The sequence below is a fragment of the Pseudomonas sp. GW821-FHT04D07 genome, assembly GCF_059420225.1.
Map to the genome: position 1 here is coordinate 85036 of NZ_JBWKTH010000019.1, position 20591 is coordinate 105626.

Annotated in this window: 19 protein-coding genes and 1 pseudogene; 16 read left to right on the forward strand and 4 right to left on the reverse strand. The window is 62.0% G+C overall.

Features of this window, described 5'->3' with window-relative positions; all coding sequences use genetic code 11:
* The 4 genes from AC07T0_RS21055 to AC07T0_RS21070 all read left to right on the forward strand — a co-directional run bounded on the left by AC07T0_RS21055 (position 1) and on the right by AC07T0_RS21070 (position 4107).
* Positions 1-1074 carry a fatty acid desaturase gene (locus AC07T0_RS21055; RefSeq protein WP_495003032.1) on the forward strand — a complete coding sequence of 358 codons (1074 nt, stop codon included), beginning with the start codon at positions 1-3 and terminating at the stop codon, positions 1072-1074.
* 433 nt (positions 1075-1507) lie between these two features.
* On the forward strand, positions 1508-2089 hold the full coding sequence (locus AC07T0_RS21060; RefSeq protein WP_495003033.1) for an alpha/beta hydrolase: 582 nt from the start codon (positions 1508-1510) through the stop codon (positions 2087-2089).
* 58 nt (positions 2090-2147) lie between these two features.
* Complete coding sequence (locus AC07T0_RS21065) at positions 2148-3056, forward strand: sigma 54-interacting transcriptional regulator (protein WP_495003034.1); 909 nt, start codon at positions 2148-2150, stop codon at positions 3054-3056.
* Positions 3057-3324: 268 nt separating this feature from the next.
* A complete protein-coding gene (locus AC07T0_RS21070; RefSeq protein WP_495003035.1) occupies positions 3325-4107 on the forward strand; it encodes a MetQ/NlpA family ABC transporter substrate-binding protein in 783 nt (260 codons plus the stop codon).
* Positions 4108-4602: 495 nt separating this feature from the next.
* Here the strand turns inward: AC07T0_RS21070 and AC07T0_RS21075 are convergent.
* The 3 genes and pseudogenes from AC07T0_RS21075 to AC07T0_RS21085 all read right to left on the reverse strand — a co-directional run.
* Positions 4603-4839: pseudogene (locus AC07T0_RS21075) on the reverse strand (AAA family ATPase); the annotation flags it as partial.
* Positions 4840-5021: 182 nt separating this feature from the next.
* Positions 5022-6059 carry an L-glyceraldehyde 3-phosphate reductase gene (gene mgrA / locus AC07T0_RS21080; protein ID WP_495003036.1) on the reverse strand — a complete coding sequence of 346 codons (1038 nt, stop codon included), beginning with the start codon at positions 6057-6059 and terminating at the stop codon, positions 5022-5024.
* Between the two features lie 104 nt (positions 6060-6163).
* Positions 6164-7054, reverse strand: coding sequence for a LysR family transcriptional regulator (locus AC07T0_RS21085; protein WP_495003037.1), 891 nt, complete (start codon positions 7052-7054; stop codon positions 6164-6166).
* Positions 7055-7179: 125 nt separating this feature from the next.
* On the opposite strand from AC07T0_RS21085, the gene AC07T0_RS21090 reads away from it, so the two are divergent.
* From AC07T0_RS21090 to AC07T0_RS21100, 3 genes are all read left to right on the forward strand, one after another.
* Positions 7180-7920: an SDR family oxidoreductase gene (locus AC07T0_RS21090; RefSeq protein ID WP_495003038.1), complete on the forward strand. Its 741-nt coding sequence runs from the start codon at positions 7180-7182 to the stop codon at positions 7918-7920.
* A gap of 73 nt (positions 7921-7993) precedes the next feature.
* Positions 7994-8890, forward strand: a complete 897-nt coding sequence (locus AC07T0_RS21095) for an SDR family oxidoreductase (RefSeq protein WP_495003039.1) — start codon at positions 7994-7996, stop codon at positions 8888-8890.
* Between the two features lie 211 nt (positions 8891-9101).
* Complete coding sequence (locus AC07T0_RS21100) at positions 9102-9359, forward strand: hypothetical protein (RefSeq protein ID WP_495003040.1); 258 nt, start codon at positions 9102-9104, stop codon at positions 9357-9359.
* Between the two features lie 225 nt (positions 9360-9584).
* On the opposite strand, the gene epsC is transcribed toward AC07T0_RS21100, so the two are convergent.
* Positions 9585-10514 carry a serine O-acetyltransferase EpsC gene (gene epsC, locus AC07T0_RS21105; RefSeq protein WP_495003041.1) on the reverse strand — a complete coding sequence of 310 codons (930 nt, stop codon included), beginning with the start codon at positions 10512-10514 and terminating at the stop codon, positions 9585-9587.
* A 190-nt stretch (positions 10515-10704) separates the two neighbouring features.
* On the opposite strand from epsC, the gene AC07T0_RS21110 reads away from it, so the two are divergent.
* The 9 genes from AC07T0_RS21110 to AC07T0_RS21150 all read left to right on the forward strand — a co-directional run bounded on the left by AC07T0_RS21110 (position 10705) and on the right by AC07T0_RS21150 (position 20591).
* Positions 10705-11697 carry a D-cysteine desulfhydrase gene (locus tag AC07T0_RS21110; protein WP_495003042.1) on the forward strand — a complete coding sequence of 331 codons (993 nt, stop codon included), beginning with the start codon at positions 10705-10707 and terminating at the stop codon, positions 11695-11697.
* A gap of 504 nt (positions 11698-12201) precedes the next feature.
* Positions 12202-12999, forward strand: a complete 798-nt coding sequence (gene tcyJ / locus AC07T0_RS21115) for a cystine ABC transporter substrate-binding protein (RefSeq protein WP_495003043.1) — start codon at positions 12202-12204, stop codon at positions 12997-12999.
* Positions 12999-13664, forward strand: a complete 666-nt coding sequence (tcyL, locus tag AC07T0_RS21120) for a cystine ABC transporter permease (RefSeq protein WP_103498504.1) — start codon at positions 12999-13001, stop codon at positions 13662-13664. The genes tcyJ and tcyL overlap by 1 nt, the downstream gene beginning before the upstream one ends.
* A gap of 4 nt (positions 13665-13668) precedes the next feature.
* Complete coding sequence (tcyN, locus tag AC07T0_RS21125) at positions 13669-14418, forward strand: L-cystine ABC transporter ATP-binding protein TcyN (RefSeq protein ID WP_152741694.1); 750 nt, start codon at positions 13669-13671, stop codon at positions 14416-14418.
* 411 nt (positions 14419-14829) lie between these two features.
* Positions 14830-15585 (forward strand): hypothetical protein, encoded by a 756-nt coding sequence (locus AC07T0_RS21130; protein WP_495003044.1) that lies wholly within the window; start codon positions 14830-14832, stop codon positions 15583-15585.
* A 211-nt stretch (positions 15586-15796) separates the two neighbouring features.
* On the forward strand, positions 15797-17038 hold the full coding sequence (locus AC07T0_RS21135; protein WP_495003045.1) for an SfnB family sulfur acquisition oxidoreductase: 1242 nt from the start codon (positions 15797-15799) through the stop codon (positions 17036-17038).
* Positions 17039-17061: 23 nt separating this feature from the next.
* The gene (locus AC07T0_RS21140; protein WP_495003046.1) at positions 17062-18255 is read left to right on the forward strand and encodes an SfnB family sulfur acquisition oxidoreductase; all 1194 of its coding nucleotides are present in this window, start codon (positions 17062-17064) and stop codon (positions 18253-18255) included.
* A complete protein-coding gene (locus AC07T0_RS21145) occupies positions 18255-19610 on the forward strand; it encodes an LLM class flavin-dependent oxidoreductase (RefSeq protein WP_495003047.1) in 1356 nt (451 codons plus the stop codon). The genes AC07T0_RS21140 and AC07T0_RS21145 overlap by 1 nt, the downstream gene beginning before the upstream one ends.
* Positions 19611-19781: 171 nt before the next feature.
* Positions 19782-20591 carry a MetQ/NlpA family ABC transporter substrate-binding protein gene (locus tag AC07T0_RS21150; RefSeq protein ID WP_495003048.1) on the forward strand — a complete coding sequence of 270 codons (810 nt, stop codon included), beginning with the start codon at positions 19782-19784 and terminating at the stop codon, positions 20589-20591.

A 20591-nucleotide genomic window follows, 5' to 3' on the forward strand; every position in this document is an offset into this window, starting at 1 on the left:
ATGGACGGTGTTTGCGCAAGTCCCGAGCGCCTGAATGCTCAACAACGATCAGCCGGTATTCGTGAAACGGTCATGGCCCGGGGCGTCGAATTGCGCCGACGCTATCCGCTGCTGAACCATCAGGACGCCCTGGGCACGGGCATCCTGGCGTTTGCCCTGGCCGGCATGATCGGATCGGCGGTGCTTTATGTGGACGGCTATCTGGCCTGGTGGGGGTGTTTGTTACTGAATGCTTTTTTTGCCTCGCTGACCCACGAGCTGGAACACGACCTGATCCACAGCATGTATTTCCGTAAGCAACGGCTGCCACACAACCTGATGCTGGCACTGGTCTGGCTGGCGCGGCCGAGCACCATCAACCCGTGGATTCGGCGCCATCTGCACCTCAATCATCACAAGGTCTCCGGCACTGAAGCGGACATGGAGGAGCGTGCCATTACCAATGGCGAGCCGTGGGGGATTGCCCGTCTGTTGATGGTCGGCGACAACGTGATGTCCTCGTTGATCCGCATGCGGCGGGCCAAGACCTGGAGCCACAAGTTCTTCGTCCTCAAACGCACGCTCCGGGTCTATGCGCCGCTGGCGCTGCTGCACTGGGGGGCGTGGTATGTATTTCTTGGTTTTCATGCGGCCAACGGGATCGCCGGTCTGTTGGGCATCTCCATCGACTGGTCGGCCCATACCCTGGCGGTGATGCAGGTGATCGATATCGCCGCGGTGGTGATTATCGGGCCGAATGTGCTGCGGACCTTTTGCCTGCATTTCGTCAGTTCGAACATGCACTATTACGGGGATCTTGAAGCGGGCAATGTGATCCAGCAGACCCAGGTGCTCAATCCCTGGTGGCTGTGGCCGTTGCAGGCGTTCTGTTTCAACTTCGGCAGCACCCACGGGATTCATCATTTCGTGGTCAAGGAACCGTTCTACATCCGCCAGATGACCGCGCCGGTGGCGCACAAGGTGATGGCCGAGATGGGCGTGCGCTTCAATGATTTCGGGACGTTCGGGCGGGCCAATCGGTTTGTCCGGGCCGAGCGCCAGAGCCCGCAGGCAGTGAGTGCGGCACAAGGCTGAAGGTGGTTATACAAACCCTGTAGGAGCCGGCTTGCCGGCGATGGCGGCCGGATCGACACCGCAAGGCTCAAGGCCCCCTTCGCGGGCAAGCTCCGCTCCCACAGTGTCCGAGTGGTTCGCAAATTTTGTGTCCGAGCGAAACCCTGTAGGAGCCGGCTTGCCGGCGATGGCGGCCGGATCGACACCGCAAGGCTCAAGGCCCCTTCGCGGGCAAGCACCGCTCCCACAGTGTCCGAGTGGTTCGCAAATTTTGTGTCCGAGCGAAAACCTGGAGCCGGCTTGCCGGCTCCTACAGGGTTTGTGTCGGCAGGGAGCGATTCGTAAGTTCTTATATTTCTTTGTGGTATTAACAAATAGCTTCTTATTCCTTAACGAATATAACTCTCCTCCCTATACTCGATCAGGAACGCAAACGCAGGAGGAGGTGTATCCCATGCGCAACGAGTCGATTCGTTATCTGATCGTGCCGGGCTGGCAAGGATCGCCAGAAGATCATTGGCAAACCCACTGGCAGAACAGCCTGCCCAACAGTGCGCGGGTGGAGCAGGCCGACTGGCTGACGCCGCGTCGCGAAGACTGGGTCGCGGCCCTGGCCGAAGCCATTGCCGCCGACGACACGCCGGTGATCCTGATCGCCCACAGCCTGGGTTGCATCACCGTCGCCCACTGGGCGCAAACGGCGCCGCTGCACCTGCTGCGCCAGGTCCGTGGCGCGTTGCTGGTGGCCCCGGCCGATGTCGAGCGTCCTGCCTGTACCCCGGCGCTGCGTAACTTTGCGCCGATTCCGAGCGACCTGTTGCCGTTCCCGAGCCAGATCGTCGCCTCCGACAACGACGCCGCCGTCAGCGCCCCACGGACCCTGGAACTGGCCCGCGACTGGGGCGCGCAAGCGAGCATCCTCAGCGGCGCCGGGCATATCAATGTGAAGTCCGGTCACCAGCGCTGGGAACAGGGTTTTGCCTACCTGTACCGCCTGCAGACCCGAATGGAACAGCATTCCCTGCGTCGCGCCTGAATTTTTTCTTTTGCTTGAACGCCCCCCGCCAGTTGGCGGTTTGGGGCGGGAGTCTGCCATGAGCCTGCATCAAACCTTCGGTCAGCCGCTGCTGACCTTTCCCGATTCGGAAAAGAGCCCCCTGAGTATTCGCGCCAAGGCGCTGGTGTTCGTCGATCCGCGTTCGCGGCAACTGCGCGAAGAACTCGAAACCCTGGCGCCCAAGGCGCTGCCGGTATTGATTCGGGGCGAGACCGGGACCGGCAAGGAGTTGCTTGCCCGGCATATCCACCGCGCCAGCGACCGCTCCGGGTTGTTCGTTTCGGTGAACTGTGGCGCCATCAGCCCGACCTACGCCGACGCCGAGCTGTTCGGTTATGCCGTGGGGGCCTACAGCGGCTCGGCCAGCAGTCGCGCCGGCTGGTTCGGTTCGGCCAATGGCGGCACTTTGTACCTGGACGAGATTGGCGATCTGCCGCTGCCGATCCAGGTGAAATTGCTCGCCGCGCTGGAGAATCACGAAGTCACCCGGGTCGGCGCGCCGCAGCCGAGCCCCGTGGATGTGCGCCTGGTGGCGGCCACCAGCATCGACCTGGCGCAGGCGGTGGCGGTCGGCAAATTCCATGAGCGCCTCTATCACTACCTCAGCGAAGGCCAGCTGGAATTGCCGGCGCTACGCGAACGGGTCGGCGACATCCTGCCCTTGGCCGAGTATTTCCTCGGCATCTACAGCCAGCGCCTGAGCCTGCCGGTGCCGCTGATCAGTGAAAGTGCCCAGCGCGCCCTGGAGAGGCACAGTTGGCCGGGCAACACCCGGGAGCTGGAGAATGTCATTCACTTCGCCTTGCTGGTCAGCAGCGGCGACGAGATTTTACCGGAGCATTTGAATCTGCCGGCACCGCTGGCCTTGATCGAGCAATGGATAGGTAGCAGTTCCGCCGAGGAACTGGCGGCGCTCAAGCGCTTGCTGGAACACGCGGGCGCCTGACCTTCTGTAGGAGCCGGCTTGCCGGCGATGAACGATAACGCGGTGTCCCTGACACACCGAGTCGCCTGAATCGCCGGCAAGCCGGCTCCTACAGAGGCATGTGGTGGGCAGAGAACATGAACAAAATGGAATATGAAGATGAATAAAAGATATTGTTCTGGAATAAAAAATATCGGTATCTTCTGCTCCACGCCAGCGATATCACTTTACTGGCACCTCTCTCAAGGCTGTCGTCGATGACGACCGTGATTTTCGATAAGGACACTGCATGAAAAAGGTTCTGTTGTTTACCGCATTGGCGGCCGCTCTGACGGCCGGTCTGGCCCAGGCCGGCGAGAAACTGGTCGTGGCTGCAACGCCGATCCCCCACGCCGAGATCCTCGAGCTGATCAAGCCGACCCTGGCCAAAGAGGGCGTGGACCTGGAAATCAAGGTGTTCACCGACTACGTACAACCGAACAGCCAGGTGGCCGAGAAACACCTGGACGCCAACTACTTCCAGACCAAGCCGTACCTGGATGGCTTCAATAAAGGCAAGGGCACCAACCTGGTCACGGTGATCGGCGTGCACGTCGAACCTTTCGGCGGTTACTCGAAGAAAGTCAAAAGCCTGGCTGAGCTGAAGGACGGCGCCACCGTGGCCATCCCGAACGAAGGCAGCAACAGCGGCCGTGCCTTGCTGCTGCTGCAGAAAGCCGGTCTGATTACTCTGAAAGACCCGACCAACGCGCTGTCGACGCCGAAAGACATCGTCAAGAACGACAAACACCTGAAGTTCAAGGAACTGGAGTCGGCGCTGCTGCCGAGGGTTCTGGACCAGGTCGACCTGGACATGATCAACACCAACTATGCGCTGGATGCGGGCCTGAACCCGGCTAAAGACGCGCTGCTGATCGAAGGTGCCGACTCGCCTTACGTAAACTTCCTGGTAGCTCGTCCGGACAACAAGGACAGCGACGCGATCCAGAAACTGGCCAAGGCCCTGACCAGCCCGGAAGTGAAAGCCTTCATCGCCCAGAAGTACAAAGGCGCGGTACTGCCGGCGTTCTGATTGGCAAATAATCTCTTCAAGGTTTGAACGCCGACGAGCAACCCGCGTCGGCGTTTTTTATTTTGCGTGGTACGTAGATCCCCAGTTCTACGCGGATCCTGTGGGAGCCGGCTTGCCGGCGATGGCGTCCGCGAGAACAACGCAAGGCTTGTCGGCCCCATCGCTGCGGTGCGGCGTCCCGACAAGCCAGCGCCTACAACCGCGGTTTGGCGGCGTGCCCGTTGGGTTGGGCTTTGACCGCGCGCCGCAGTGCCACCAGCAGTTTCACAATGTCCTGGGGATCGAGCTTTTCCGGTGTGTTTGCCTGGGTCATGGGTACTTTCCTTGTAATGAGGGGCCATCGAATCTGGCCATTGGCATCCATGCTTGGAGCCCTCTCGGGTAAAAAAGATCCGTACTGCAACCCGATCAAGGTAGTCGCCGCCCCCCTGTCCGGCAAATTCCGGTGGTCAGGCTCCTGGTTGAGCCTCGTTGCATGGGGTTGGGCTGCCGCTGTCAATCCGGCCAGTTCCCGGCCGGCTCGTCGAGCATCCCCTGGCCGACAATGGTGGTCTGCCCCAGCTCCTTTTCCAGCACGATGCAAGTGCACGCCGGGTCCTGCTGCAACGCCGCGATCAGGCGGCTGGCATGGGACACCACCCTCACCTGGAATTGCTCCGAAGCCTGCACGATCAGGCGCGCCAGGGCCGGCTACAGGTCCGGGTGCAGGCTGGTTTCCGGTTCGTTCAGAAGTTTGTTGATCAAGCGGTAGTTGGCGACCGCCAGGGTCTTGAGCATGGAAAGCGTCCTGCGGGGTGAGTCGAGTCAAAGTTGCCTGTCCGAGGCAAACAGTCGTAATGGCACCGACCAAAGAGTATTACGCCATGGAGCGTGCGCAAGTTTTCGTTGACTGCAACCCACCGCAAACGCAGAGATCACTCGGCCGTCGACGGCTTTTCCCACAAATTGATCCCGCCTTCCTGGGCAAATCGATCAATCTCCGCCAGTTCTTCCTGAGTGAAACTCAGGTTCTTCAGCGCGCCGACGTTCTCGATGATCTGCTCCGGCCGGCTGGCGCCGATCAGGGCCGAGGTCACCCGTGGATCGCGTAGCGTCCAGGCCAAGGCCAATTGCGCCAGGCTCTGGCCACGACGCTGGGCGATTTCATTCAAGTCTCGCACGTGGGCGATGTTTGCCTCGGACAAGTGCGACGCCTGCAACGAACCGCCGCCCGGACGATTGACCCGCGCATCCTTCGGCACACCATTGAGGTATTTGTCGGTCAGCAGACCCTGGGCCAACGGGGTAAAGGCAATCACCCCGGTACCCAGTTCTTCGACGGTGTCCAGCAGGTCTTTTTCCACCCAGCGATTGAGCAGGTTGTAGGCCGGTTGGTGGATCAGCAGTGGGACTTTCCAGTCTTTCAGCAGTGCCGCGATCTCGCGGGTTTTCACCCCGGAATACGACGAGATACCGATATACAGTGCCTTGCCCTGCTGCACGGCCGTGGCCAGGGCGCTGGCGGTTTCTTCCAGCGGGGTGTCCGGGTCGAAGCGGTGCGAGTAGAAGATATCCACATAGTCCAGGCCCAGGCGTTGCAGGCTCTGGTCGAGGCTGGCGAGCACGTATTTACGTGAACCGCCGCCCTGGCCGTAAGGGCCGGGCCACATGTCCCAGCCGGCTTTGCTGGAGATGATCAGTTCATCGCGGTACTGCTTGAAGTCTTCGCGCAGCAGGCGTCCGAAGTTGATCTCGGCGCTGCCGTAGGGCGGGCCGTAGTTGTTCGCCAGGTCGAAGTGGTTGATGCCCAGGTCGAAGGCGGTACGCAACAGGGCGCGCTGGGTGTCGATCGGCGTGCTGTCGCCGAAGTTGTGCCACAGGCCCAGGGACAGGGCCGGCAGCACCAGCCCGCTGCGTCCGACGCGGCGGTAGGGCATGGAGTCGTAGCGGTTTTCGGCAGCTTGGTAAGTCATCGAATCCTCTCTCGTTGGGCAGTTTCAGCGAAGTGGTCCAGCATACGCCGAACTCAGACCATCTCCGACAGCGGTTCTATCCGTTGCTGAAACCTTTCATGTCTCTACGTTGCCTTGGCGAAGATCGTGCTGATCCAGTCCACGAACACCCGCACCCTCGGCGACATATGCCGGTTCTGCGGGTAGAGCACCGACACTGGCATCGGTGGTGGCGGATGGTCCGGCAGGACCTCCTTGAGCAAGCCCTGGCTGATCTGTTCCGCCACCCGGTAATGCGGCACCTGGATCAGCCCCAGCCCGGAAACCGCCGAGGCGGCATAGATCTCGGCGCCGAAGACCGACACCCGGCCCGCCAGGGGCACCTCGCGCAGCTCGCCGGCCTCGGTGAACTCAAACGGGAACAGTTTGCCGGTGGTCCTGGAAACGTAGTTCACGCCCTGATGCCGGCTCAGGTCCGCGAGACTCCGTGGCTCGCCGTATTTGCGCAGGTACGCCGGGCTGGCGCAGGTCACTTGCCGCAGGTTGGCGACGCGCCGGCCGACCAGCGATGAATCGCCGAGATTGCCGGAGCGCAGCACGCAGTCCACGCCCTCGGCGATCAGGTCGATAAAGTGGCTGGCCTCGCTCATCGAGACGTCGATATCCGGATAGCGTTCGAGAAACTCCGGCAGCGCCGGGACCACGAAGTACTTCGCCAGCGTACCTTGCAAGTCAACCCGCAAGCGCCCCTTGGGCGCCACCGAACGAAACGCCAGTTCGGCTTCTTCCAGCTCCGCCAGCAACTGCACGCAGCGGCGGTAATAGGCCTCGCCGTCCAGGGTCGGGCGGACGCGGCGCGTACTCCGCTCCAACAGCCGGGTACCGAGCCAGGCCTCGAACTGATTCAGCGTATGGGTCAGGGTTGCGCGAGGCAGGTTCAGGTCCTCGGCCGCCAGAGTGAAGCTGCTGCGTTCGTAGATCCGGACAAAAACCTTCATGGCCTTGACTTGATCCATGGGGGCTCCGTTGCGATTGATTGTTGGTGATTATTGAACAGTCAAGCCAACTATCGGGCATTTATCACCCTGGGTAAACATGTGAAATTAGCCCCACACCCAACGAACACCTCAGGAGATTCGACATGACTACCCAGACTCAGAAAGTGGCCATTGTCACTGGCGCCTCGCGCGGCATCGGTGCCGTCATCGCTCGCAAGCTGGCGGCGGAAGGTTTTGCCGTCGCCATCAACTACGCCAGCAGCGCCACCGAAGCCTCGGCACTGGCGGTGGAGCTGCGTCAGGCCGGTCACCAGGCCATAGCGATCCGGGCCGATGTCGCCAGCTCCGCCGATGTCGCGCGGATGTTCGACGAGACCGAGCAGCAGCTGGGCAAGGTCGATGTGCTGATCAACAACGCCGGCATCCTCAAGGTCATGCCTCTGGCCCAGCACAGCGATGATCTGTTCGAGCAGACCTTCGCCATCAACACCCGCGGCACCTTCAACACCCTGCGCGAAGCCGCGACCCGGATGAACGATGGTGGCCGTATCGTCAACTTCTCCAGCAGCACCGTGGCCCTGAACATGCCCGGCTACGCGGTGTACATCGCCAGCAAGGCGGCGGTGGAGTCCTTCACCCACGTGTTCTCCAAGGAACTGCGCGGTCGCCAGATCACCGTCAATGCCGTGGCCCCCGGCCCGGTGGCGACTGAATTGTTCCTGCACGGCAAGAGCGAAGAGCAGATCCAGACCTTCGCCAAGATGCCACCGCTGGAGCGTCTCGGTCAGCCGGAAGACATCGCCAACGTGGTGTCCTTCCTGGTCAGTCCGGCTGCCGGCTGGATCAATGGCCAGGTTCTGCGCGCCAACGGTGGCCTGGTCTGATCAGCGCCTCACCCTCTGAATGATCGCCCGGTTCACGGGCGGTCTTGCCCCAGCGAATCCAAGGTGAAACCCGATGAAATCCGTGATTCTGATTACCGGTGCCTCCAGCGGCTTCGGTGCCCTGACTGCTCGCGCCCTGGCCGATGCCGGCCATACCGTCTACGCCAGCATGCGTGAAACCCTTGGCCGCAATGCGCCGCAGGTGGCGCAAGTACAACGCTATGCCGCCGAGCACTCGGTGGACTTGCGCAGTGTCGAGCTGGACGTGGCGTCAAGTGAGTCGGTCGAGGCAGGTGTGGCGCAGATCATCGCCGACTGCGGCCGGCTGGATGTGCTTATCCACAACGCCGGGCATATGTCCTTCGGCCCTACCGAAGCCTTCACCCCGGAACAATTCGCCCAGCTCTACGACATCAATGTGCTGAGCACCCAGCGGGTCAACCGCGCGGCCCTGCCACAACTGCGCAAGCAGGGCAAAGGCCTGGTGATATGGGTCTCCTCCAGCAGCGCTCGCGGCGGCACGCCGCCGTTCCTGGCCCCGTATTTCGCGGCCAAGGCGGCGATGGATTCCCTGGCGGTGTCCTATGCCAGCGAACTGGTGCGCTGGGGTGTGGAAACCTCGATCGTGGTGCCGGGGGCGTTTACCAAAGGTACCAACCACTTCGTGCATTCCGGTTCGCCCGCCGACCAGGTGCGTGCGCTTGAATACACCGAGGGGCCTTATGTCGGAGTGGCGGATCAGGCGTTGCAAGGCCTGGCGGCGCTGGAGCCGGCGGATGCCGATGTGGCCGAAGTGGCCCGGGCGATTGTCGAGATCGTCGACATGCCCCATGGCCGTCGTCCGTTCCGGTGCCATATCGATCCGTCCCAGGACGGTGCCGAAGTCGTCAATGCCATGGCCGATCGGGTGCGCGCGGAGATGTTCCGGCGGATTGGGTTGGAGGATCTGTTGCAGGTCAGTGGCCAGTGAAGGCGCGGGTTTCGATCTACAGTATCAGAGAGGGGTGAGAGTAGGTCCCTGCACCGCTCAGCCAAGGCTGGAATACGAACCTGTAGGAGCCGGCTTGCTGGCGATGGGGCCAGGGGGCATTGCATTGCTCGATCGGCCGCTATCGCCAGCAATCCGGCGCCTACAAATCAGCATTGGGGCTGACAGACAACGCAGCCCTGGAGGACGCGCCATGCACACCGCCATCATCCTCGCCATCGGCCTGATCCTGCTTGGTGGCACGCTGTTCTTCGGTCAGCGCCTGGGCATCAGCCGGCAAATCCTCGGCGCCGGCTTTCTCGGCATGTGGCTGCTGGCGACCATCGTCAACGGCGCCATCGGCGTGATCACCGCCCACCAGAGCCTCCTTTCGGAGTTGATGATCGGGCTGGCGGTGTTCGGCCTGCCGGCCATCACCATGGCCTTGTTCATGGTGCTGGACAAGGCCTGAAGCAGTGTTTCAACGGACCAGGCGCAGGAACTGCACATGCCGTTCGTACTGGTCGAGGAAGCATAGAACTCGTCCCGTGACGGGAAGTGCACCGCCTGGCTCAGGCGCTGGCGCCAGCCGCTACGGCGTGAGCTGGACAGCGCTGCCCGCGCGTGCAACTGGGCGACCTGCTTCCGCGGCGGTGCGGCGAAGAGGCCGGAACAGACGACAAGATTGTTCCTGATCTCAGCGCTGTGTTCCTTCCTCATGCTGCTGCAGGTTGGCCTGGGTCAAGTTGCAACCGGCCGGCACGCTGCGGGTCAGCCAGACATTGCCGCCGATGGTGGCGCCGCGGCCGATGGTGATGCGCCCGAGGATGGTCGCCCCGGCATAGATCACCACATCGTCCTCGACAATAGGGTGCCGCGGATGACCCTTCTGCAACTGTCCGTCCTCGTCCGCCGGGAAGCGTTTGGCGCCGAGGGTCACCGCCTGGTAGATCCGCACCCGCTCGCCGATGATCGCGGTTTCGCCGATCACCACGCCAGTACCATGGTCGATAAAGAAACTGCGGCCGATCTGTGCCCCGGGGTGAATGTCGATGCCGGTGGCCGAGTGGGCGATTTCCGAACTGATCCGCGCCAGCAACGGCAACCCGGCCCGATACAGGTGATGGGCCAGGCGATGATGGATCACCGCGAGAATCCCCGGGTAGCACAGCAAGACTTCATCGACGCTGCGCGCCGCCGGGTCGCCGTGGTAGGCGGCGAGGACGTCGGTGTCGAGCACCCGGCGCAGTTCCGGCAGGGCCATGGCGAAGTCCTGGATCAGTTGCACGGCCTTGGCCTGAACCGCGCTGTCCGACTCACCGCCGTGCCGCGCCACGTAACGCAGCTCCAGGCGAGCCTGGGCCAGCAGGGCATTGAGGGCCGCGTCGAGGGTGTGGCCGACGTAGAAGTCCTCGCTTTCCTCGCGCAGGTCGACCGGCCCCAGGCGCATGGGAAACAGCGCGCCGCAGAGCGATTCGAGAATCTCGGCCATGGCCTGGCGCGATGGCAACTCGCGGCCGCCCTGTTCGTCGCTGACCCGGCCATTACGGCTGCGCCACTCATCCCGGGCGCTGCGCAGCTGGCCGACGATGGTCTGTAGTTGCCAATGGCTGGAACGCTCGCTCACGATCAAATCTCCGAGGGGACGACCGACCCATTGGGTCGCCTGAATGACTTCCACTTTACGGCACCGACACAAACGGTAATTAAGAACGAATGGTGCTTTACTCAGATTTTTCCGGCATAAGCGAATGACAGTTGCCTGGGGAAAAGCCCCTGCCTATAGTCCAGGCATCTCCTACAGCCAGCTCGGACCCATGATCAAACAACAGCTTGCCCGTTTTACCCGTCTGGAACTCCTGGTCCAGGCCACGCCTCTGGAAAAGCTCGAACGCCTGTCGGCGTGGGTCGGGCGCGATATCTACATCAAGCGCGATGACCTGACGCCCCTGGCCCTGGGCGGCAACAAGCTGCGCAAGCTGGAATACCTGGGTGCCGATGCCCTGGCGGTCGGCGCCGATACGCTGATCACCGCGGGTGCCATCCAGTCCAACCATGTGCGCCAGACCGCGGCCCTGGCGGCCCGGCTCGGGCTGGGCTGTGTGGCCTTGCTGGAAAACCCCATCGGCACCGAGGACGCCAACTACCTGGGCAACGGCAACCGCCTGTTGCTCGACCTGTTCGATGCCCGGGTCGAGTTGGTGGACAACCTGGACAAGGCCGACGAGCAGTTGCAGGCCCTGGCCGAGCGCTTGCGCAGCAACGGCAAGAAGCCGTATCTGGTGCCGATCGGCGGTTCCAATGCCCTGGGCGCGCTGGGTTATGTGCGGGCCGGCTTCGAGCTGGCTGCGCAAATCGAGGACAGCGGGCTGGAATTTGCCGCGGTGGTGCTGGCGTCCGGCAGTGCCGGGACCCACAGCGGCCTGGGCCTGGCCTTGAGCGAAGCGCTGCCGGGGTTGCCAGTGGTCGGCGTGACGGTGTCGCGTAGCGACGAGGCGCAGCGGCCGAAGGTGCAGGGCTTGGCCGAGCGCACGGCCGAGTTGCTGGGGGTGCCGCTGCCGGCCAGTTTCAAGGTCGAACTCTGGGACGAGTATTTCGCCCCCCGTTATGGCGAGCCGAACGCTGGGACCCTGGCGGCGGTCAAGCTGCTGGCGAGCCAGGAAGGCATTCTGCTCGACCCGGTCTACACCGGCAAGGCCATGGCCGGGCTGCTCGACGGCATTGGCCGCCAGCGTTTCGAGGACGGTCCGATCATCTTCCTGCACACCGGCGGAGCACCGGCGTTGTTCGCCTACAACGCTATGCTGTAGCCCGGCCTTGATTATGAGGCGAGCGCGGACCCTGTAGGAGTCCGGCTTGCCGGCGATGGCGGCCGGATGATCGCCGCAGGGCTTGCCGGCCTCATCGCTGGCAAGCCAGCTCCTACACGGAACGGAGCCGTCCTGATCATTTGCGGTGAGACACTGATCTGTAGGAGCCCGGCTTGCCGGCGATGGCGGCCGAATGATCGCTGCAAGGCTTGCCGGCCTCATCGCTGGCAAGCCAGCTCCTACACGGGATTTGTGTCGAACACCGAATTTGCGTACGACACAAATCCTCTGTGGCCGGCTTGCTGGCGATAGCGGTATCAGGATGGGTTGTAATAGAATATGTAAATAGTTTTTTATTATTTTATAGAATATATGGCGCTCGCTATAGTCGCGGCGCAGGCGATTTGGCGCGAGACGCCAGCGCCACTTTAAGGCAGGATTGACGCTGCTCTTCAGAGCGTCAGTTTCGCGTTCCCTCCCATAAGAAAACACACGGGGCTCGTCATGAATATTTCCGCATTTCGCAAGCGTCTGCTGGTCGGCAGCCTGGGGTTGGTACTCGGTGCCGGACTGCTCGGCCAGGCCTTTGCCGGTGAGCAACTGGACAGCATCAAGAAGGCCGGCACGATCAACGTCGGCCTGGAAGGCACCTACCCGCCGTTCAGCTTCATCGGTGCCGACGGCAAGCTGGCCGGTTTCGAGGTCGAGTTCTCCGAAGCCCTGGCGAAAAAACTGGGTGTGAAGGTCAAGCTGCAACCGACCAAGTGGGACGGGATTCTTGCCGCCCTGGAGTCCAAGCGCCTGGACGCGGTGATCAACCAGGTGACCATCTCCGAAGAGCGCAAGAAGAAGTATGACTTCTCCGAGCCTTATACCGTTTCCGGTATCCAGGCGCTGGTGCAGAAGAAGGACGTCGACAAGTTCAAGACCGCCCAGGATCTGGCGGGCCACAAGGTCGGTGTCGGCCTGGGCACCAACTATGAACAATGGCTCAAGGACAATGTGCCGAAAGCCGTGATCAAGACCTATGACGATGATCCGACCAAGTATCAGGACCTGCGTGTAGGCCGTATCGACGCGATTTTGGTCGACCGCCTGGCAGCCTTCGAACTGATCAAGAAAACCAACGACACCCTGGCCGTCTCCGGTGAACCGTTCTCCCGTCAGGAAGCCGGTATCGCCCTGCGCAAAGGCGAACCCGAGTTGCTGGCCGCGGTGAACAAGGCCATCGACGAACTGCGCGCCGACGGCACCTTGAAGAAGCTGTCGGAAAAGTACTTCAACGCTGACGTCACTCAATAATGGAAGCAGCTTTTCAGCTTGCGTTGGACTCCGCGCCCTTTCTGCTCCAGGGCGCGTACTACACGGTCATCCTCAGCCTGGGTGGAATGTTCTTCGGTTTGCTGCTGGGCTTCGGCCTGGCCTTGATGCGCCTGTCGCGCTTCAAGACGGTGAGCTGGATTGCCAGGGTCTATGTGTCGTTCTTTCGCGGCACGCCCCTGCTGGTCCAGTTGTTCGTGATCTATTACGGACTGCCGCAGATGGGCATCGAGCTGGATCCGCTGCCCGCCGCGCTGATCGGCTTCTCGCTGAACATGGCGGCCTACGCCTGTGAAATCCTCCGGGCCGCCATCAGCTCCATCGAGCGTGGCCAGTGGGAAGCCGCGGCGAGCATCGGCATGTCGCGGGCGCAGACCCTGCGCCGGGCGATCCTGCCGCAAGCCGCGCGCACGGCCCTGCCGCCGTTGGGCAACAGTTTCATTTCCCTGGTCAAGGACACGGCGTTGGCCGCGACCATCCAGGTACCGGAACTGTTCCGCCAGGCCCAGCTGATTACTGCCCGGACCTTTGAAATTTTCACCATGTATCTTGCCGCCGCCCTGATCTACTGGGTCCTTGCCAGCCTGCTCGCGCACTTGCAGAACCGTCTGGAAGAGCGGGTCAATCGGCATGACCAGGAGTCTTGACAGCATGATTGTGGTTGAAAAACTGACCAAGCAATTCAAAGGGCAGACCGTGCTCAACGGCATCGACCTGACGGTCGAGGCCGGCGAGGTGATCGCTATCATCGGTCCCAGCGGTTCCGGCAAGACCACCTTCCTGCGTTGCCTGAACTTCCTCGAGGAACCCACCAGCGGCCGGATCAAGGTCGGCGACATCGAAATCGATGGCAGCCGTCCGCTGAACCAGCAACTGGGCCTGGTGCGTAAATTGCGTCAGCAGGTCGGCTTCGTGTTCCAGAACTTCAACCTGTTTCCCCACCGCACGGCGCTGGAGAACGTTATCGAAGGCCCGCTGGTGGTCAAGAAGACCCCGCGTGACCAGGCACTTGCCCTAGGCCGCAAGCTGCTGGCCAAGGTCGGCCTGGCGGGCAAGGAAGACGCCTATCCACGTCGGCTTTCCGGTGGTCAGCAACAACGGGTGGCGATTGCCCGGGCGCTGGCGATGGAGCCACAAGTGATCCTGTTCGACGAGCCAACCTCGGCCCTCGATCCGGAACTGGTGGGTGAAGTGCTGGCCACCATTCGTGGTCTGGCCGAAGAAAAACGCACCATGGTCATCGTCACCCACGAAATGAGCTTTGCCCGGGATGTGGCCAATCGGGTGATCTTTTTCGACAAGGGTGTGATCGTCGAGCAGGGTGAAGCCAAGGCGTTGTTTGCTAATCCAAAGGAAGAGCGCACACGGCAGTTTCTCAGTAAGTTTCTCGGTAATACGTAGGACACTTCTTGACTAAATAAGGCGTACTCAGGGAATGAGTACGACAGTTTGGAAAAGTTGTTTTATCGCGTGTCAGGTCATAAATGTTTACTAGCGCCTTTCCTCTGCTTCTTCTTTCACGCTAACGATTACGAAAGTAGGAAGTGTCCGAATTCCCGGGCGATCCTCGCCATGACTGTTTAATGGCTTGACACCTTCCTGGCAAAACTCTTAGCTGCACTTCACAACCTGCACGACGTTATCAGGACCGTATGCACGTTTCGGCCAACTGTTCGCCGGACTGCGCGTGCGCCTTCCAGAATGTTCGATGGTAAGGACGCCTATTGAGGTTCAAGGACAACGGTTGTTCATGCGGCCCAGGCCCGCGCCTGCACGTTGGACTTTTCGTCACCCTACAAAAAGGATTTTTGCATGACTCATTTTCAGGAAACCCTGCGGCTGGCTCCGCCTGTCGTCCCCCAGGCCCACGGGCGTGGTATTGGCCTGTTGGCCGCCGCGCAGCTGTCGATTGTCATCCGGCCTTATGTCGGGATGGATGAGGGCGACCTGATCGAGTTGTTCTGGGACGGTTGTTATGTGACCGCCCGGCAGGTAGCGGCCAACGACGTGGGCCAGTCGCTGAGTTTGCGGGTGCCGGAGAGTTTCGTCCTGGACGGCCTGGCGCGGGTTCACTATCGGGTTATGCGGGTGGGCAGTGCCGGCGCCTGTTCGCGTCGGCTGCAGGTACCGGTCAAGCTCGCTTGCCCGGGTGGCCAGCCCTTCGGTGAGGAAAACCAGGGGCTGGCGCCGCTGATCATTCCCGCGCCGATCCAGCGCTACGGGGTCAACCCCAGCCAGATGCGCCGGGGCGTGCCACTGACCCTGGCGCCCTATCTGAACATGGCCGTCGAGGACGAAATCACCCTGCTCTGGGGCGATGTGCGCCTCGACCTGCCCAAGCTCGCGGGGGAGGACATCGGCAAGCCGGTCAGGGTCTTCGTGCCACCGACGGTCATCCAGGAAGCGGGTGAAGACAGTGGCCTGGACCTCACCTACTGCGTGATCGACCGGGTCGGCAACAATTCCCGCTGGGCGCCGGCAAGGCGGCTCAGGGTCGGCAGCGCCCGGCACTACATTCGCACCCCGCGCGCGCCTTTGGCCAAGCTCGTCCAACCCTGCCGGGGCTGAGAGGCTGACCTTCTATGCATATTCCTAAATGTTAGTTTATTTAATTTTTATACGCGCTTAGGGTATATGAACCGGACCACCGGACTTATTTGATTTCGCTGGCGTCGTGCTTTCGCGACGCCTCCAAAGAGAGATGAGGACGGTATGGTCAGGAACACAATCACCCTTGTGCGGATCGCCAGGGCATTGCGCACGCCACGGAGCGGCGTTGATGTCTAACTTGCACGAAGCACAGGTCCAGAGCGACCTGGATATTGCCCCGTTGCTGCTCCCGGCGCGAGTGCTGCGCAGCGATGCCGAAGCCTTGCAGGCCGCCCGTGAGCTGGCCGAGGTTGCCCGTTCGCAGGCCGCGCGCCGCGACCGTCAGCGCAAGCTGCCCTGGGCCGAGATCGAGCAGTTCACCCGCAGTGGCCTGGGCAGCATCACGCTTCCCCGTGAGTATGGTGGGCCGCAGGTTTCATTCGTCACCGTGGCCGAGGTCTTCGCGATTATTTCCGCCGCCGATCCGGCGCTCGGGCAGATCCCGCAGAACCAGTTCGGCATCCTTCAGTTACTGCAAGGCAGCGCCACCGAGCGCCAGAAAAAGCAGTTGTTCCAGAGTGTGCTGGAAGGCTGGCGCATCGGTAACGCGGGGCCTGAACGCGGCACGAAAAACACCCTGGAACTCAAGACCCGGATCAGCGCCGACGGTGACGGTTTTCTTATCAGCGGCCAGAAGTTCTATTCCACTGGTGCCCTGTTTGCCCACTGGGTGGCGGTCAAGGCGATCAACGACGAAGGGCGCCAGGTTATGGCCTTTGTCCGGCGCGGCACGCCGGGTTTGTGCATCGTCGATGACTGGTCGGGCTTCGGCCAGCGCACCACCGCCAGCGGCACGGTGTTGCTGAATAACGTGCGGGTGGACGCGGAAGATGTCGTCGACAACTGGCGCCAGGGCGAGGTGCCGAATATCCAGGGTGCGTTCTCGCAACTGATCCAGGCCGCCATCGACGCGGGCATCGCCCGTGGCGCGATCGACGACAGCATCGCCTTTGTCCGCGAGCGTTCGCGGCCGTGGGTCGATGCCAAGGTCGAGCGTGCCAGTGACGACCTCTACGTGATTGCCGATATCGGCAAATTGAAAATCGAACTGCACGCCGCCGAGGCGCTGTTGCGCAAGGCCGGGCAGGTGCTTGACCAGGTCAGCGCCGGTCCCGTGGATGCGGCTGCCGCGGCGCGGGCCTCGATTGCCGTGGCCGAGGCCAAGGTCCTCACCACCGAAATTGCCCTGCTGGCCAGCGAGAAGCTGTTCGAGCTGGCCGGCAGCCGCGCCACCCTGGCCGAATTCAACCTTGACCGGCACTGGCGCAACGCTCGGGTACACACCCTGCACGACCCGGTGCGCTGGAAATACCACGCCGTTGGCGCCTATTACCTGAACGGCAGTTTGCCGGCCCGGCATTCCTGGATTTGACGACCAGACCTCTGGAGAAACACATGACTTTTTCCCAACACGTCGCGCTCATCAGCAGCGACGAGCAAGCCCTGATCGTGGCCGGAGACCTGGCCGAAGACTTCAAGCGCGACAGCATCCTGCGCGACCGTGAACGGCGTCTGCCGCTGGCGGAACTGGAGGTGTTTTCCCGCTCCGGCCTTTGGGGCATCAGCGTGCCGAAAGCCTACGGCGGTGCCGGTGTGTCCAACGTCACCCTGGCCAAGGTCACGCAACTGATCGCCGAGGCCGACGCCTCCCTGGGACAGATTCCACAGAACCATTTCTATGCCCTGGAAGTGCTGCGGGTCAACGGCAACGAGGCGCAGAAGCAGCGCCTGTATGCCGAGGTGCTCGCCGGTCGGCGCTTTGGCAATGCGTTGGCCGAACTGGGGACCAAGACTGCCCACGACCGTGTCACCAGCCTGCGCCGGGACGGCGACGGCTACCGCATCAACGGTCGCAAGTTCTACGCCACGGGGGCCTTGTATGCCCAGCGCATCCCCACCTCGGTGGTGGATGAGCAGGGTATCCAGCAGTTGGCCTTCGTGCCGCGTGACAGCGCCGGCCTGCACGTGATCGACGACTGGAGCGGTTTTGGCCAGCGCACCACCGGCAGCGGTTCGGTGGTGTTCGAGGACGTGTATGTCGCCGCTGAGGACGTAATCCCTTTTCAAACCGCCTTCGAACGCCCGACCCCGGTCGGCTCGCTGGCGCAGATTCTCCATGCGGCCATCGACACTGGCATTGCCCGCGCCGCCTATGAAGACACCTTGCACTTTGTCCGCACCCGCACACGTCCGTGGATCGATGCCGGCAGCGACAAGGCCACTGAAGATCCGCTGACCCTCAAGAGTATCGGCCACCTGAGCATTCGCCTGCACGCCGCCGAGGCCTTGCTGGAGCGGGCCGGTGAATACCTCGACCTAGCCCAGGCCGAGACCAACGCCGAGACTGTCGCGGCGGCCTCGATTGCCGTTGCCCAAGCGCGGGCCATCAGCAGCGAAATCTCCCTGGCCGCCGGCAGCAGCCTGTTCGAACTGGCCGGCAGCCAGGCGACCCTGGCCGAACACGGGCTGGATCGCCACTGGCGCAATGCGCGGGTGCACACCCTGCACGACCCGGTGCGCTGGAAGTACCACGCGGTGGGCAACTACTACCTCAACGCGCAAAACCCGCCGCTGCGGGGGACCCTCTGATGGCGAAGAAAAAGATCCTGCTCAATGCCTTCAACATGAACTGCATCGGGCATATCAACCACGGTTTGTGGACCCATCCGCGGGATAACTCGACCGAGTACAAGACGCTGGAGTACTGGACCGAGCTGGCGCAGTTGCTTGAGCGCGGGTTGTTCGATGGTTTGTTTATCGCCGATATCGTCGGGGTCTACGACGTGTATCAGGGTTCAGCGGAGGTGCCGCTGCGGGAATCGATCCAGTTGCCGGTCAACGATCCGTTGCTGCTGGTCTCGGCCATGGCGGCGGTGACGAAAAACCTCGGTTTTGGCCTGACCGCCAATCTTACCTACGAGGCGCCGTACCTGTTCGCCCGGCGGATGTCGACGCTCGACCATCTGAGCCGTGGACGGGTCGGCTGGAACATTGTCACCGGTTACCTCGACAGTGCCGCCCGGGCCATGGGCCTCAAGGCGCAGGTTGAGCATGACCGCCGCTACGATCAGGCCGATGAGTACCTGGAGGTGCTCTACCAACTCTGGGAAGGCAGCTGGGAAAGCGACGCGGTACTCAACGATCCGGTCCGGCGGATCTACGCCCAGCCGGAGAAGGTGCACAAGGTGAATCACGTCGGCGAGTTCTATCAGGTGGAGGGTTATCACCTCTGCGAGCCGTCGCCGCAACGCACGCCGGTGCTGTTTCAGGCCGGCAGTTCGGAGCGTGGCCTGGAGTTCGCCGGGCGGCATGCCGAGTGCGTGTTTATCAGCGGGCAGAACAAGGCGGCGACCAAGGTCCAGGTGGACAAGGTAAGAGCCAGTGCGGTGGCGGCGGGGCGTGATCCTGACGGCATCAAGGTGTTCATGGGTTTGAACGTGATTGTCGGCGAAACCGAAGAGGTGGCCTGGGCCAAGCATGCCGAGTACCTGGGCTATGCCAGTGCAGAGGCAGGGGTGGCGCATTTTTCCGCGTCCACCGCGATCGATTTTGCCGAGTACGAACTGGATGAGCCGATCCAGTATGTGAAGAGCAACGCGATCCAGTCGGCGACCAGGAACTTGCAGAACAACGACTGGACCCGGCGCAAGTTGCTTGAGCAGCACGCTTTGGGTGGGCGCTATTTCACTGTGGTCGGTTCGGCCGAGCAGGTGGCTGATGAGCTGGAGTCTTGGGTCGCCGAAACCGGGCTGGATGGCTTCAACCTGACACGCATCGTCACTCCGGAAAGCTATGTGGACTTTATCGAGTTGGTGATTCCGCAGTTGCAGCGGCGCGGGTCGTACAAGACTGCTTATGACCAGGGGACCTTGCGCGAAAAGCTGTTTCACGGTGAGGCGTATCTGCCGCAGCAACATGCCGGGGCGGGTTATCGCCGGTCCTGAGAGCCTGAGTCACCCTTTGATACTGCTGCGCCTGTTCTGTCGTCTTCGCGGGCAAGCTCCGCTCCCACAAGGGGGGGGGCGGTCGTACACAAGAATCAGGTACGGCTCAAAACTGTGGGAGCGCGAAGAGGCCCGCCCGGACACCCCAAAACCTATGACTGGAACCCCATCATGAAAACAACACGCCTCACCCAACCAGTCAAAGCACTGGTTCTGGCCCTCGGCCTCTTCAGCGTCATCGCCCACGCCGCTGACGCGCCCCTCAAGGTCGGCACCACCGCCGCCTTCGCCATTCCCCTGGAAGCCGCCGTCGAAGAGGCCGGCAAACAGGGCCTGAAAGTCGAGCTGGTGGAGTTCACCGACTGGATCGCGCCCAACGTCAGCCTCGCCGCCGGCGATATCGACGTGAACTACTTCCAGCACATTCCCTTCCTGGAAAATGCCAAGGCCGCCGCCGGTTTCGACCTGGTGCCCTTTGCCCCAGGGATCATCAACAACGTCGGTCTCTACTCGAAAAAATACAAAAGCTTCGACGAGCTGCCGCAAGGCGCCACCGTGGCCATCGCCAACGACCCGATCAACAGCGGCCGCGGCCTGCAACTGCTGGCCAAGGCCGGGCTGATCAGCCTGAAACCTGGCGTCGGCTACAAGGCCACCGAAGACGACATCATCAGCAACCCGAAAAAGATCAAGATCCTCCAGGTCGAAGCCGTGCAATTGGTGCGCGCCTACGATGATGCCGATCTGGTCCAGGGCTATCCGGCCTATATCCGTCTGGCGAAGACCTTCGATGCCGGCTCCGCGCTGCTGTTCGATGGTCTCGATCACAAGGAATACGTGATCCAGTTCGTGATCCAGCCGAAAGAGAAAAGCGACCCACGGCTGATCAAGTTCGTCGATATCTACCAGCATTCGCCGGCGGTGCGCGCTGCCCTGGATAAAGCCCACGGCAAGCTGTACCAGGCCGGTTGGGAAGGCTGA